Origin of the sequence: Saccharothrix espanaensis DSM 44229 (assembly GCF_000328705.1) — a bacterium.
In the GTDB taxonomy this organism is placed as follows: domain Bacteria; phylum Actinomycetota; class Actinomycetes; order Mycobacteriales; family Pseudonocardiaceae; genus Actinosynnema; species Actinosynnema espanaense.
The window spans coordinates 3300804-3314066 of sequence record NC_019673.1 but is presented as its reverse complement, the minus strand read 5'-3'; the positions used below and the strand labels follow the sequence as shown (position 1 = coordinate 3314066).

Annotated in this window: 13 protein-coding genes; 4 read left to right on the top strand and 9 right to left on the bottom strand. The window is 72.6% G+C overall.

Annotation, left to right across the window (positions count from 1 at the left end; translation table 11 throughout):
- Window positions 1-49 precede the first annotated feature (49 nt).
- The 5 genes from BN6_RS15125 to BN6_RS15105 all read right to left on the bottom strand — a co-directional run bounded on the left by BN6_RS15125 (window position 50) and on the right by BN6_RS15105 (window position 3837).
- Window positions 50-1015: a VWA domain-containing protein gene (locus tag BN6_RS15125; protein ID WP_015100525.1), complete on the bottom strand. Its 966-nt coding sequence runs from the start codon at window positions 1013-1015 to the stop codon at window positions 50-52.
- On the bottom strand, window positions 1015-1911 hold the full coding sequence (locus tag BN6_RS15120; RefSeq protein WP_051075981.1) for a DUF58 domain-containing protein: 897 nt from the start codon (window positions 1909-1911) through the stop codon (window positions 1015-1017). Before BN6_RS15120 ends, BN6_RS15125 begins: the two co-directional genes overlap by 1 nt.
- A gap of 68 nt (window positions 1912-1979) precedes the next feature.
- Window positions 1980-3017, bottom strand: a complete 1038-nt coding sequence (locus BN6_RS15115; protein WP_015100523.1) for an AAA family ATPase — start codon at window positions 3015-3017, stop codon at window positions 1980-1982.
- Window positions 3018-3095: 78 nt separating this feature from the next.
- The gene (mobA, locus tag BN6_RS15110; protein WP_015100522.1) at window positions 3096-3623 is read right to left on the bottom strand and encodes a molybdenum cofactor guanylyltransferase; all 528 of its coding nucleotides are present in this window, start codon (window positions 3621-3623) and stop codon (window positions 3096-3098) included.
- Window positions 3613-3837 carry a hypothetical protein gene (locus BN6_RS15105; RefSeq protein ID WP_015100521.1) on the bottom strand — a complete coding sequence of 75 codons (225 nt, stop codon included), beginning with the start codon at window positions 3835-3837 and terminating at the stop codon, window positions 3613-3615. Before BN6_RS15105 ends, mobA begins: the two co-directional genes overlap by 11 nt.
- Before the next feature lie 420 nt (window positions 3838-4257).
- Between BN6_RS15105 and BN6_RS15100 the strand changes: the two genes are divergently transcribed.
- Entirely contained in the window at window positions 4258-4815 is a 558-nt protein-coding gene (locus tag BN6_RS15100; RefSeq protein ID WP_015100520.1) for a mycothiol transferase, read from the top strand.
- Window positions 4816-4903: 88 nt separating this feature from the next.
- On the opposite strand, the gene BN6_RS15095 is transcribed toward BN6_RS15100, so the two are convergent.
- The 4 genes from BN6_RS15095 to BN6_RS15080 all read right to left on the bottom strand — a co-directional run bounded on the left by BN6_RS15095 (window position 4904) and on the right by BN6_RS15080 (window position 9665).
- Window positions 4904-6199 carry an NlpC/P60 family protein gene (locus BN6_RS15095; protein ID WP_015100519.1) on the bottom strand — a complete coding sequence of 432 codons (1296 nt, stop codon included), beginning with the start codon at window positions 6197-6199 and terminating at the stop codon, window positions 4904-4906.
- 155 nt (window positions 6200-6354) lie between these two features.
- The gene (locus tag BN6_RS15090) at window positions 6355-7884 is read right to left on the bottom strand and encodes an AMP-binding protein (RefSeq protein WP_015100518.1); all 1530 of its coding nucleotides are present in this window, start codon (window positions 7882-7884) and stop codon (window positions 6355-6357) included.
- A gap of 278 nt (window positions 7885-8162) precedes the next feature.
- Window positions 8163-8831: a carbonic anhydrase family protein gene (locus BN6_RS15085; protein ID WP_015100517.1), complete on the bottom strand. Its 669-nt coding sequence runs from the start codon at window positions 8829-8831 to the stop codon at window positions 8163-8165.
- Window positions 8832-8891: 60 nt separating this feature from the next.
- Window positions 8892-9665, bottom strand: a complete 774-nt coding sequence (locus BN6_RS15080; protein ID WP_015100516.1) for an SIR2 family NAD-dependent protein deacylase — start codon at window positions 9663-9665, stop codon at window positions 8892-8894.
- A 152-nt stretch (window positions 9666-9817) separates the two neighbouring features.
- Here BN6_RS15080 and BN6_RS15075 point away from each other — a divergent pair, with 152 nt between their 5' ends.
- The 3 genes from BN6_RS15075 to BN6_RS15060 all read left to right on the top strand — a co-directional run bounded on the left by BN6_RS15075 (window position 9818) and on the right by BN6_RS15060 (window position 13261).
- Window positions 9818-10156 (top strand): hypothetical protein, encoded by a 339-nt coding sequence (locus BN6_RS15075; protein ID WP_148302884.1) that lies wholly within the window; start codon window positions 9818-9820, stop codon window positions 10154-10156.
- Window positions 10153-11667 carry a hypothetical protein gene (locus BN6_RS15065; protein ID WP_015100514.1) on the top strand — a complete coding sequence of 505 codons (1515 nt, stop codon included), beginning with the start codon at window positions 10153-10155 and terminating at the stop codon, window positions 11665-11667. The genes BN6_RS15075 and BN6_RS15065 overlap by 4 nt, the downstream gene beginning before the upstream one ends.
- A 247-nt stretch (window positions 11668-11914) precedes the next feature.
- The gene (locus BN6_RS15060; protein ID WP_041316843.1) at window positions 11915-13261 is read left to right on the top strand and encodes an FAD-dependent monooxygenase; all 1347 of its coding nucleotides are present in this window, start codon (window positions 11915-11917) and stop codon (window positions 13259-13261) included.
- The last annotated feature ends 2 nt before the right edge of the window (window positions 13262-13263 follow it).

Genomic DNA, 13263 nt, shown 5'->3' with positions numbered 1-13263 from the left:
CCGCCCGCGGCGAGGGGCGCCGCGGGCGGGTTCGGCGACGTTCGCGCCTTCAGGGCAGGCGCTGCCCCAGCAGCAGCGCCCCGGCCAGCGACGCCAGGCCGATCAGCGTGCCCAGCACCACCCACGGCCGGCTGGCGTCGGCCTGCTTCTTCTCGTAGCCGATCTGCTCGCCCAGCGTGTCGTACACCCGGCGGAGCTCCTCGGCGCTGGCCGCCTTGAAGAACTCGCCGCCGGAGAGCTTCGCGATCTCCTTCATCGAGTCGTCGTCCACCGGGACCTCCTGCCGGCGGCCCTCGATCTCGACCACGCCGTCCTCGGTGCCGAACGAGATCGTGGAGATCGGGATGCCCGCCTTCTTGGCATCCTCCGCCGCGTCGAACGCCCGCTTCGTGCCGACCGTCTCCTTGCCGTCGGTCATCAGCACGACCCGCGCCGGCGGCGGCCCGTCGGCTCCCCCGACGACCTTGCCGAACGAGTCGATCGACGCCAGCGCCGCGACGATCGCGTCACCGGTCGCGGTCGCCTGCGCCAGCTTCAGGCCGTCGATGCTCTGGGTCACCGCGCCGCGGTCGGTGGTCGGCGCGACCAGGACGGTCGCCGACCCGGCGAACGAGATCAGCCCCAGGTTGATGCCCGGCGTCAGGCCGTCGGCGAACGACTTGGCCGCGACCTGCGCCGCCTCCAGCCGGGACGGCCGGACGTCGGTCGCCTTCATCGACAGCGACGTGTCGATCACCAGCATCACCGTCGCCCGGTTGCGCGGCACCTTCTGCTCGGCGGTCGGCCCGGCCAGCGCCACCGTCAGCAGGATGAACGCCACCAGCAGGAACGCCGCCGGCCCGTGCCGCCACCAGCCCTGCCGCTTCGGGGCGACCTTCTCCAGCATGGACAGGTTCGCGAACCGCAGCATCCGCTTGCGCAGCACCCGCTGCATCACCACGTAGACCGCCGCGACCGCCGCCACGGCGATCAGCAGCAGGAACCACCACGGGGCGGTGAAACCCGTGAAGCTCATCAGGCCACCCCTCCCGACCAGCGGCGCTTGCGCGCCACCACGAAGCGCACGATGTCCGCGATCCAGTCCGAGTCGGTGCGCAGCACCAGGTGCCCGGCGTTGGCCCGGCGCAGCCCGGCCGCCACCGCCGCCCGGTGCTCGGCCGCCGCGGCGGCGAACTCGCGGCGCAGCAGCGGCGACGCGGTCACCTCGCGCTGCTTGCCGGTCTCCGGGTCGGCCAGCACGACCGTGCCGACCTCCGGCAGGTCGATGTCACGCGGGTCGACCACCTCGATGGCCACCAGGTCGTGCCGGGCCGACAGCGCGCGCAGCGGGCGCTGCCAGTCGGTCTCGCCGAGGAAGTCCGAGATCACCACGACCAGGCCGCGCCGGCGCGGCGGCCGGCGCAGCTGCTCCACCAGGTCGGCCAGCGAACCCCGGGTGCCCTCGGGCGCGCGCGGTGTCTCGGCCACCTTGCGGATCAGGCCCCGGGAGTGCGCCAGACCGCCTCGCGCGGGCACCCGGACCAGGTCCTGGCCGGTCGACACCAGCGCGCCGACCCGGTTGCCGCCACCGCGGGTCAGGTGGGCGGTCGCGGCGGTCGCGGCCACCACCAGGTCACGCTTCTCGCACACCGCCGTGCCGAAGTCCAGCGACGGCGACAGGTCGATCGCCAGCCACGTCTCCAGCTCGCGGTCGGCGACCGTCTCCCGGATGTGCGGCACGGTGGTGCGGGCGGTGACCGCCCAGTCCATCCGGCGCACGTCGTCGCCCGGCTGGTAGGGCCGCGCCTCGCCCGGCTCGGAGCCCGGACCGGGCACCAGGCCCAGGTGGTTGCCCTGGAGCAGGCCGTCGAGCCGGCGGCGGACCTCCAGCTCCAGCGTGCGCAGCGCGGCTTCCATCCGGCCGCCGTGCATCACCGGCGGTGCCCAGCCCGGCCGCTCGGTGCCGTCGCCGGAAGCCTGCTCAGGGGTCCGCTCGGAGGTCACGGCCTGCCCGCGGGCTGCGGCGTCGCCTGCGCGGGCCGGGCGGAGACCTGCGGCAGCGGCACGGTCTGCAGCACGCGGGTGATGATGTGGTCCAGCGGCACGCCGTCGGCCAGCGCGTCGTAGGAGAGCACCAGCCGGTGCCGCAGCACGTCCGGCACGACGTCCACGACGTCCTGGGGCAGCACGTAGTCACGGCCCCGGACCAGCGCGAGGGCGCGCGCGGCGGCGATGATGCCCAGGCTGGCGCGCGGCGACGCGCCGTAAGCGACCCAGCCGGCCACGTCGGTGAGCTGGTGCTCCTTGGGCGCGCGGGTCGCGATCACCAGGCGCACCACGTAGTCCACCAGCGCGTGGTGCACGAACACCCGCGACGCCACGCCCTGCAGCCGGACCAGTTCCTCCGGGCTGAGCACCTGCGACGGGACGGGGGCCTCGACACCCATCCGGTAGACGATCTCGCGCTCTTCCTCGGCCGTCGGGTACTCGACCTGGATCTTGAACAGGAAGCGGTCGCGCTGCGCCTCGGGCAGCGGGTAGACGCCCTCGTTCTCGATCGGGTTCTGGGTGGCCAGCACCAGGAACGGGTTGGGCATCGGGAAGGTCTTGCCGCCGATCGACACGTGCCGCTCGGCCATGACCTCCAGCATCGCGCTCTGCACCTTGGCGGGCGCGCGGTTGATCTCGTCGGCGAGCACGAAGTTGGCCACGACGGGGCCGAGTTCCACGTCGAAGCTCTCGCTGGCCTGCCGGTAGATCCGGGTGCCGAGGATGTCCGCGGGCACCAGGTCGGGGGTGAACTGCACGCGGGAGAACGATCCGCCGACGACGGTCGCGAACGTCTCCACGGCGAGCGTCTTGGCCACGCCGGGCACGCCCTCCAGCAACAGGTGGCCCTTGGCCAGCAGGCCGACGAGCATCCGCTCGACGAGCCGGTCCTGACCGACGATCACCCGCTTGACCTCGAACACGGTGCGTTCGAGCAACTGGGCGTCACGAGCCGGCGTGTTGGGCGCCTCGGCGGCGGGCTCGGACAACAGGTCCTCCTACGACAGGGATGTACGACGGTGCCCAAGTCTTCCCTGTCGCCGGTATGGCTCTTGTGAAGGGGCCCATCACCCAAGATCGGCCGGCGTGTCCACGTCCCGCGCCTCGCCGGGCAGCGCCGCGACCAGCGCGGGAGCCAGCGGTGCCAGCACCGAGCGCATCGACGCGCCACGCGGGTCGTCGGGCAGCGCGGCCCGCAGCACACCGGTCGACCACACCCCGGCCAACCACTGCGACCGGCCGCCCTCGTCCACCAGCACCGCCGGCGCCCCGGCGGCGAGCAGCCGCTCCACAGTGGACGACGTCACACCGGGCTGGTCGACGGCGAGCACCACGACCACGTCGGCGCGCACGTGCCGCAGCCCCGCCGCGACACCGGCCGCCGGTCCCCCGCCGGGCGGGTCCTCCCGGGTCCACAGCACGCCCGGCACGTCCTTCTCCGGCCCCACGACGACCACGCGCCCGGCACCGCGGACGGCGTCGAGCGCGTGCTCCAGGAGCGTCCGGTCGCCGACCCGCACCGTGGCCTTGTCGACGCCGCCCAGCCTGCTGCCGCGACCCCCGGCGAGGATCACCGCGTCCCACTCAACCGGCACTGCTCTCCAGGTGCGCCAGCGCCGAGGCGGCGCGGAAGTACTTGTTCGTGCCGAGGTCCCGCACGGTCTTGATGCCGAACGCCTCCTGGAGCTTCCGCGCGTCGGACTCGCTGACACCGGCGAGCCCCGCCACGGGAGCGTCCAGCACGTCCTTGAGCGTCTTGTTCTCCAGGGCCTTGTCGAGGATCTTGTCCAGGTCAGCGGATACCGGCATGGTCACGTCCTTCCGGGCTCAGGACTGCGGTCAGCCCGCATTCTCTGGTCCGCGCCCCGGATCCGCCGGACGATCATCCCCCCGCACCGCCACACCACCCGTTCGGCCCCGGCCCCCACCCGGCCCTCGTAGCGCGGCCCTCGTGACGCGGACTGCACGGATCTACGGGTGTCGTCAGGTCGGTGCACCTGCCCCGACGACACCCGTAGCCCCCAGGTGATCCGCTCGTGTGGCATCCGAACCCCCCACGGATGCCACCCGATTCGCCTGCCGCACCGTCCTTCCCCTGCGTGGTGCGACCGGCATCCACGAGGATGCTCCACGCCGTCGGAACGTTTCCTGAACGATTCTTGAATCCGCTGGTCAGAGGCTTGTGGAGGGGTCGGCCGGGACGGCGTTCGGCGGACTACCGTGACGGCCATGACCGACACCCCGTGGGAGCCGCCACCGGCCGGCACCGAGGTCGAGCACCTGACCGGCGCGCTCGACCGGCTGCGCGCGACGTTCCGCTGGAAGGCCGACGACCTCGACGCGGCCGGGCTGACGACCCGGGTCGGCGCGTCCTCGCTGACCCTGGGTGGCCTGCTCAAGCACCTGGCCGCCTGCGAGGACCACCTGTCCACCGTGCGGCTCGGTGGTGGCCCGCTCGGCGCGCCGTGGGACGCCCTGGGCTGGGACGGCCGGGACTGGGCCTTCACCTTCGCCACCGACGGCCACACCCCGGCGCAGCTCTACGGGCTGTGGGACGGTGCCGTCGAGCGCTCCCGGACCCGGTTGGCGGCGGCCCTGGCCGACGGCGGGCTGGACCGGCCCGTGCACCTGGCGTGGCCGGACGGCCGGCACCTCAGCCTGCGCCGCCTGGTGTGCGACCTGATCGAGGAGTACGGCCGGCACACCGGTCACGCCGACCTGCTGCGCGAAGCCGTGGACGGGCGCGTCGGCGAGGACCCGCCCCCGGGCTGGCGACCGGTGTCCTGACCGAACCCCTGCTCCGAACCCCGGCCGGGTATCAGAGCACGGGGGCCAGTGGACGGGTGCCGGTCGCCAGGTCGCAGCGCCGGCGGTGTCAGAGCAGGCGGGTCGCGTACGGCATGATGCCGCCGTAGCGGACCGGCGAGATGCGGACCGACGAGCCCGAGTACGGGGCTTCGATCATCATCCCGCCGCCGAGGTAGAGCGCCACGTGCGTGCCGCCGCCGGGTCCCCAGAACAGCATGTCGCCGCGTTCGGCCTGGGACAGCGGCACCTTGACGCCGGCGTTGTACTGGTAGCCGCTGTAGTGCGGCAGGAAGACGCCGGCACCCGCGAACGCGTACATCATCAGCCCGGAGCAGTCGAACCCGACGCTGTAGTAGTCGCCGTACGAGTCGGCCACGCCTCCGTCGCGGATGCCGATCGTCGGGCCGTTGTAGTTGCCGCCGCCCCACGAGTAGCGGACGCCGAGGTGCTCCATCGCGCGGGCCACGACCGTCTCCACGCCGCCGCCGCTCGACGCGGCCGCCACCGCCGGGCGGTGGTGCGCGGGCGCGGTCGGCTTCGCCGCGTTGAGGGCCGCCTGACGTGCGGCTTCCTCCTCCTCGCGGCGCTTGTCGTCGAGCCACTGGTTGTACTGGGCGCGCTGACCCTCCAGGCCCTGAACGGCACCGAGCGCCTGGGTCAGCTCGCCCTCGACCCGGGACTTGTCGCCCTCGATCGCGGCGGCCTGGCCGGCCTGGCCCTGCTGGGCCTGCACGGCGGACTGCTGGGCCGCGTCGGCGTCCTTCTTGGCCTGGTCGGCGGCGGACTGCTTCTGGTTCGCCAGGTCCAGCGCGGCGCGCGCCGACGAGTCCTTGTTGGCCTTCTCCGAGCGGGCCTGCTCCACGTCGTCCAGGGCGTTGAGACCGGAGTCGCCGACCGCCGCGAGGAGCTGCGAGCGGGCCAGCAGGTTCTCCGGGCTGGTGGAGCCGAAGTAGGCGGACAGCGACCCGATCGTGCTGCCCTGCTGGAAGCTGGCGGCGGCGAACTCGTCCAACTCCTCGCGGGAGTCCTCGACGGCCCGGCCTGCGGCGTCGGCCTCGGTGCGCGCGGCGTCGGCGTCCTGCCTGGCCTTCTCGGCCTCGTCCTGGGCGGTCTCCAGGTCGACGCGGGCCTTGTTGGCCAGCTCCATCTTGAACGCGACGTCGTCGGTGAGGCGCTGGAGCTCGGCCTCGGCGGCGGTCAACTGGCTGGTCAGCTCACCGACCCGGGCGGCCTTCGCGTCCGCCTCCTGGCGGCCGACGCTGATCTCGTCGTCGCTCGGGTTGGGCGGGGGCGGTGGGACGGCCGTCGCCACGCCGGGGAACAGGACCAACGCCGTGACCACCAAGATCACCCATCGAGCCACGACACCCGCCTCCCCATCCCGCTCGGCCGATCCGGGTTGCACCGAATGGCGTTACCGGACGCGTTCGGAACTGTGCCACTTCGACACCAAGGTTTCCAATTGACCCGGCAAGAACTTCAGCCACATGGGTCACACGGGTGACGCCGGGTCCACTGTCAGTTGACCTTGCGATCCAGCCCCGACCAGTACGGTTCGCGCAGCTTGAACTTCTGCACCTTGCCCGTGGCGGTGCGCGGGATGGCGTCGCGGAACTCCACGGAGGTGGGTGACTTGAACCCGGCGAGTCGCGCCCTGCAGTGCGAGATCAGCTCCGCCTCGGTCGCCCGCGCGCCCTCCACCAGCACGATCAGCGCTTTGATCGTCTCGCCCCACTTCTCGTGCGGTACTCCGATCACGGCGGCTTCAGCCACGGACGGGTGACTGAACAGGACGTCCTCCACCTCGATCGAGGAGACGTTCTCACCGCCGGTGATGATCACGTCCTTCTTGCGGTCGGAGATCGTGAGCTGACCCTCACCGTCGAGCGACCCGCCGTCCCCGGTGTGGAACCAGCCGTCCTCGACCGCCTCGGCGGTGGCGTCCGGGTTGTCCCAGTAGCCAGCCATCACGTGGTTGGTCCGCGCCAGCACCTCGCCGCTCTCGGCGATCCGCAACCGCACGCCCAGCCCCGGCGCACCGGCCCGGGACAGCTTGCGGGCCCGCTCCTCGGCGGGCAGCGCGTCGTCACCGGGGCGGGTGCGGTTGAACGTGAGCAGCGGCGAGGTCTCGGTCAGGCCGTAGAGCTGGAGGAACTCCCAGCCCAGCTCCTCGCCGACCCGGGCGATCGTCCGGCTGGGCGGGGGCGCGCCGGCGCACACGATCCGGACCCGGTCGCGGCCGGGGATCTCGCCGTCCCACGTCCGGGCGGCGTCCAGGACGGCGTTCCAGACGGCGGGCGCGCCGCACATCAGCGTGACGCCGTGGTGGTCGACCCGGCGCAGGATCTCGGTGCCGTCGACCTTGCGCAGGACCACCTGCGGCACGCCCAGCCCGGCCAGCCCGAACGGCATGCCCCAGCCGTTGCAGTGGAACATCGGGAGGACGTGCAGGTAGACGTCCCGCTCCCAGGCGCGGGTGTGCATGGCGAAGGTGACCGCGTTGAGCCAGATGTTGCGGTGGGTCATCCGCACGCCCTTGGGCCGGGCGGTCGTGCCGGAGGTGTAGTTGACGGTGGCCGTGGCGTCCTCGTCGGGGTCGGACCACGGGCGGGGCTCGACGTCGAAGCGCAGGAGCTGCTCGCTCTCGACACCGAGCGTGAACCGGTGCCGCGCGGTGACCCCGTCGAGCTCCAGCTCGGGATCGACCAGCAGCACGGACGCCCCGCTGTGCTCCACGACGTAGGACACCTCATCCGGCCGAAGCCGGAAGTTCACCGGCACGCACACCCGACCACTCGCGGGCACGGCGTGCAGCAGTTCGAGCAGCCGGGCGGAGTTGTGACTGACCACAGCCACCCGCTCCCCCTCGCCGACCCCCAGCGCGTCGAACCCGGCCTGCCAGGCCCGGACCCTGGTGGCGAGGTCGCCGTAAGTGGTGGTGGGGACGGGAGCGCCGGGCTGGTCCGGCTCGTCCACGGTGGCGGTGGTGTCCGCGAAGACCTGCGCGGCACGGTCGAGGAAATCGGCGACAGTCAGGGGTACGCGCATGCCCCGTCACACTATTGACCAGCGACGAACTCGGCTACCGACCAGTCACCCCCGCTCGGAACGACGATTTTCCGAGCCGAGCCGAGCCGAGCCGAGCCGGGCCGCTGCCGCGAGACGAGTCGGTGCGCGGGCGCAAGGACGCGGAGTGGGGCGGCGCGGCGACCAGGGCGCGGGGCGGCGCCGTCCAGCGGCGCGGCCCGCATGGCGCGGCGACCTCGCCCGACGGTGCAGTGCGGTCAACGCGGCGTCGCGGGACGGGCGGGGCGGCGGGCGGGGTGTCAGGTGGAGGAGAGTACGAACCTCCGGTTCAGGCGTTGGGGTGCTCGGGCCTTGTCCGCGTGGGAGCGGATGAAGGCGGCGAGGTTCGGGTCCGTCACCTTCACGGGTTCGCGCAGCACCACCCAGCTCACCGTCTCGTCGAACTCCGGTGTCGTCAGCGACCCCTCGTACCGGTAGCACCGGGACTCGGCCGGGAGCAGGTCGCGCAGTGCGAACTCCTCCGGGCCCCGCACCACCGAACCGGGCAGCACCGAACCGGGAAGCACCGAACCGGGCACCGTCCCGACCGACCCCGCGCCAGGGACGGAAGGGCCGGGCACGGACGCCGTCGGGGCCGAGTCTGCGTACGCCAGTTCCAGGAACACCGCGACCACGCACACGCGCAAGCTCTCGTCCGCACGGATGTGCACCGCGTGCATCTCCGCCGTCTGCCGCACTCCCTCCACCCAGTGCTCGCTCGGCCGATGGAAGTGCACGTTCTCCAGCCGGAACACGGCCTCGCCCAGCCGCACCACGTGCTGGTCGTGCGGGTGGAAGCGCACGCCGTCCGCCTCCGGCCGCACCTCGAACCCACGCACCCCCGGCAGCCAGCGCACGTCCAGCCCGATGTCGCCGGTCGGCACGGTCAGCCGGTGGACGATGTTGATCGGCGACTGCTGCTCCCCCATGTGATCATCTTCCCACCATCCCCCACCCCGGGAGGGTGAAGGAAGGCCACGGCCGGGTGATCACCAAGTGCTCGGATCGCCCCACGTCCGGACCGGGCCCGACCCGACCACCGGGACCGCCACCAGCGCCGGCAACGACACTCCCACCGGCCCGCGCACCACGGCAGTCGCAACGCCGTCGTAAGGCGTCGGCTCCTTGTTGCAGATGACCACCGCCGCGCCCGCCTGCGCCGCCAACCCGACCAGGCTCGCCGCGGGCTCCACCAACAGCGACGTCCCCGCCACCAGCATCAGGTCGCAGTCCAACGCCGCGGTCCGCGCCGCGCGCAGCACGTCGGCGTCCAACGGCTGTCCGAAAGCGACGGTCGTGGACCGCAGGATCCCGCCGCACGCGCCGCAGTCCGGGTCGTCCTCCCCCGCCCGCACCCGGTCCAGCGCCGCGCTCATCGCCCCGGTCGCCCCGCAGTCGACGCACACCGTCCCCGTCAACGACCCGTGCAGCTCCACCACCGCCACCGACCCCGCCCGCTGGTGCAGCCGGTCGACGTTCTGGGTCAGCAGCGCCCGCACCCGGCCGGCGCGCTCCAGCTCCGCCAGCGCCCGGTGCGCCGCGTTCGGCTCGGCCGTCCACATCGGATGCGTCGCCCGCGCCTGCCACGCCGCCCGCCGCACGGCCGGGTCGGTCAGGTAGCCGTCCATGGTGAACTCACGCCCGAGCGCCGTCCACACGCCGCGCGGGCCGCGGAAGTCAGGGATGCCCGAGTCGGTCGAGACCCCGGCACCGGTCAGCGCGGTGATCCGCCGCGCGGCCGCCATCGCGTCCCGTGCGTCCATTCCCCCACCATTCCACGCCGGAGATTTGCGAGCATGGCCACGTGCGCAGGACTTGGGGTGCGGTAGTCGGGGTTGTCGGCTTGATCACAGGCGTGGCTGGGACGTTCCTGCCGTGGCTGCGTTCCGGATCGGTCACGAGGGACAGTTACGAGGTGCTCGCGCTGCGTGGTTTCGCCGGGTTGGACAGCACGTCAGGGGACGTGGTGCGGGCCGTCTGGGTGGGTGTCACCCCGTTGGCGGTGGGCTGTTTCGTGCTCTGGTTGCTACGACTTCACCGGATTGCCGCCTGTACCGCCCTGGTCTTTGGCACGATTGCGGGAACGGTGGCGGCACTTGCCGCCGTCCAAGGGGGCAACGAGGGAGCGCTGGTCGGGATCAGCCTGACCGGACCGGTCGTCACCCTCGGTGGTGCCGTGCTGGGGATCGCGGGTGCGATCACCGTGCTCACCGCGAACACCCGCACAGCGATCAGTCCAGGAGGAGCACCGTGAGCTACCCGAGTGGCGGCGGAGGCGAATGGCCACCGCAGAACAACCCGTACGGTCAGCCGCAGCAGGGCGGGTGGCAGCAGCAGCCGCAGGGTCAACCGCAGCAGCAGCCCGGCCAGCAGCCTTACGGCGGCCAGCAGCAGGGCGGCTACCAGCAGGGTTACCCCCAGACCGGCCCGCAGCCGCAGCAGCAGGGCTTTCCGCAGACCGGCCCGCAGGGCTTCCCCCAGCAGGGCTACGGCCAGCAGTTCGGCGGCCCGCAGCAGCCGTTCGGGTACGCGGGCGGCCAGCCGCCGAAGAAGAAGCGGACCGGCCTGGTCGTCACGGCCGTCGTCGCCGTCCTCGTGCTGGCCGCGGGCACGTTCTTCACGGTGCGCGCGCTGCGCAGCTCCGACTCCGTCGCCGCCGGCTCCGACACGCCGCAGACCGCGGCGAACAACCTGCTCAGCGCGCTGGGCAGCGGTGACGTCCTGGGCATCATGAACGGCCTGGCCCCGGCCGAGGCCAAGCTCAGCAAGGACTACACCGAGGCCACGGTCAGCGAGGCCAAGCGGCTGGAGATCCTCAAGCCCGAGGCGGACCCGCAGAAGATCAGCGGCGTCACGATCAAGAGCGAGGGCATCAAGTTCGACGAGGCCGCCGCGGAGAAGGTCAACGACCGGGTCACGATCAACAAGGTCGTCGAGGGCAAGATCACCTTCACCTCGGACGTCAAGCAGATCCCGCTGACCGACAAGCTGGTCAAGGCCCTGGGCGCGAAGGTCGACCAGGCCCCGGAGACCGAGACGCTGGACTTCGCCAAGGAGAAGGCCGACCGCAAGGGCAAGCCGATCGGCATCGCCACGGTCAAGGTCGGCGACGAGTGGTACCCGTCGCTGTTCTACACGATCGCCAACGCGGCGCTGGAGGAGGAGAACCTCAAGTGGCCGTCCCAGGGCATCACGCCCGAGGGTGCGGACTCGGCCGAGGCCGCCGCCAAGGGCATCGTGGAGAAGGCGCTGGCCGGTGACATCAAGGGCGTCATCGCCCTGCTGCCGCCGGACGAGATGGGCGTGCTCCAGGACGTCGGCCCGGTGATCCTCGACCAGATCGGCCGGGTGCCCGCCACCGGCGCGAAGCTGATCGAGCTGGAGACCGACTCGAAGGACGTCACCGGCGGCAAGCAGCTCACGATCCGCAAGCTGGTGCTGGAGGTCAAGGGCCAGAAGGGCGAGGTCAGCCGCGACGGCGACTGCTACACCGCCAAGGCCGACGGCCAGACCCAGCGGCTGTGCGCGGACGAGATCGCGGACCTGGCCAAGCAGCAGGGTGGCCGCAAGATGCCGCAGGCCGTGGTGGACGTGATCTCGCGGATCGGCGCGCAGGTGCTCAAGGACGGTGTCGGCGTGGTCGCGACCGAGGTCAACGGCCAGTGGTACGTCAGCCCGATCCGCTCCTACAGCGAGATCTTCCTGACCCTGATGCGCGGTCTGGACCCGAAGGACATCGACGAGCTGCTCAAGCTCGGCAAGTAGGGTCACCGCAGGTAGAGACCCCTGCGAGGAGCCCCGCCGGTACCGCCGGCGGGGCTTCTCCACGTCCGGCGGCCGCGCCGGTCCCCCGCCACCCCATCCGACGTCCGGTCCGCCCACCCGGCCGACGTCCGGGCGGCCGGACCGCGTGACACCGGTGCTGACTCGGGGGGCTGACGCGGGGGGCTGACATGGGGGCTGACACCGCGATGACAGCGGTTTGGCAGCACCGGTGGGCACAGTGGCCGCCATGGACACGCAGGTACTGATCGTCGGGGCCGGACCGACCGGCCTCACCCTCGCCGTCGACCTGGCGCGGCGCGGGGTGGGGTTCCGGCTGGTGGACCGCGCCGGCGGGCCGTTCACCGGGTCGCCGGGCAAGGCGTTGCAGCCGCGGTCGATCGAGGTGCTGCACGACCTGGGCGTGGTGGACGAGGGGAAGCGGCCGACGCCGGACGCGCCGTACCCGAGCACCGTGATCATCCCCCAGTTCCGGGTGGAGCGGATCCTGCGGGACCGGCTGGCGGAGCTGGGCGGCGCGGTCGAGTACGGCACGGAGGTCACCTCGTTCGAGCAGGACGGCGACGGGGTCACCGCCGTGGTCGGCGGCGAGCTGGTGCGGGCGGCGTACCTGGTGGGCTGCGACGGCGGGCGCAGCCCGGTGCGCAAGCGGCTCGGCGTGGGCTTCGAGGGCGAGACGTGGGACGACCAGCGGCTGGTGATCGGGGACGTGCGGCTGGACGGCCTGGACCGCGAGCACTGGCACGCGTGGCCGAAGTCGCCCGCCGGGCTTCTCGCGCTGTGCCCGCTGCCGGGCACGGACCTCTACCGGTTGCGGGCCCCGGCGGACGCCGAGCCGTCGCTGGAGGTGCTGCGCACGCTGGTCCGGGCGCGCACCGGCCGGGACGACGTCGTCGTGCGGGAGGCGACGTGGATGTCGCCGTACCGGGCGAACGTGCGGATGGTGGACCGGTACCGGGTGGGCCGGGTGTTCCTGGCGGGCGACGCGGCGCACGTGCACCCGCCGGCCGGCGGCCAGGACATGGACACCGGTATCCAGGACGCCTACAACCTGGGCTGGAAGCTGGCCGCCGTGCTGACCGGCGCGGGCGGGGAACTGCTCGACACCTACGAGGCCGAACGCCTGCCGGTGGCCGCGTGGCTGCTGGGCGTCACCAGCCGGCTGCACCACGAGGCGGACGCGACGCAGTGGCCCGGCAAGCGCGACGACGAGACGCTGCAACTGGCCCTGACCTACCGCGGCGGACCGCTGGCGGGGGTCGGCGAACGAGCGGGCGACCGCGCGCCGGACGCGCCGTGCGCGCTCGTGGACGGAACGCCGGCCCGGATGTTCGACCTGTTCCAAGGGCCGGAGTTCGCGCTGGTGGGGATCGGCGCGCAGGACGCAGTGGCGTACGTGCGGGACGCGCACCCCTACGTCCGCACGCACTCCGTGGTCGACGTGGACGGTCACGTCGAGGCGGCGTACGGCGCGACCGAGGGCACCTTGCTGCTGATCCGCCCGGACGGCTACCTCGCCGCGGTGACCACCGACCCGGCCGAAGCCGTCGCCTATCTCGACCAGGTGCTCGGCTGACC

Bases quoted from the DNA above. Each gene is read 5' to 3' on its own strand.
- BN6_RS15125 (WP_015100525.1), bottom strand. From the start codon at position 1,015: ATGAGCTTCACGGGTTTCACCGCCCCGTGGTGGTTCCTGCTGCTGATC.
- BN6_RS15105 (WP_015100521.1), bottom strand. From the start codon at position 3,837: ATGCCGGTATCCGCTGACCTGGACAAGATCCTCGACAAGGCCCTGGAG.
- BN6_RS15085 (WP_015100517.1), bottom strand. From the start codon at position 8,831: ATGGGGGAGCAGCAGTCGCCGATCAACATCGTCCACCGGCTGACCGTG.
- BN6_RS15080 (WP_015100516.1), bottom strand. From the start codon at position 9,665: ATGGACGCACGGGACGCGATGGCGGCCGCGCGGCGGATCACCGCGCTG.
- BN6_RS15060 (WP_041316843.1), top strand. From the start codon at position 11,915: ATGGACACGCAGGTACTGATCGTCGGGGCCGGACCGACCGGCCTCACC.
- BN6_RS15090 (WP_015100518.1), bottom strand. From the start codon at position 7,884: ATGCGCGTACCCCTGACTGTCGCCGATTTCCTCGACCGTGCCGCGCAG.
- BN6_RS15100 (WP_015100520.1), top strand. From the start codon at position 4,258: ATGACCGACACCCCGTGGGAGCCGCCACCGGCCGGCACCGAGGTCGAG.
- BN6_RS15120 (WP_051075981.1), bottom strand. From the start codon at position 1,911: ATGCACGGCGGCCGGATGGAAGCCGCGCTGCGCACGCTGGAGCTGGAG.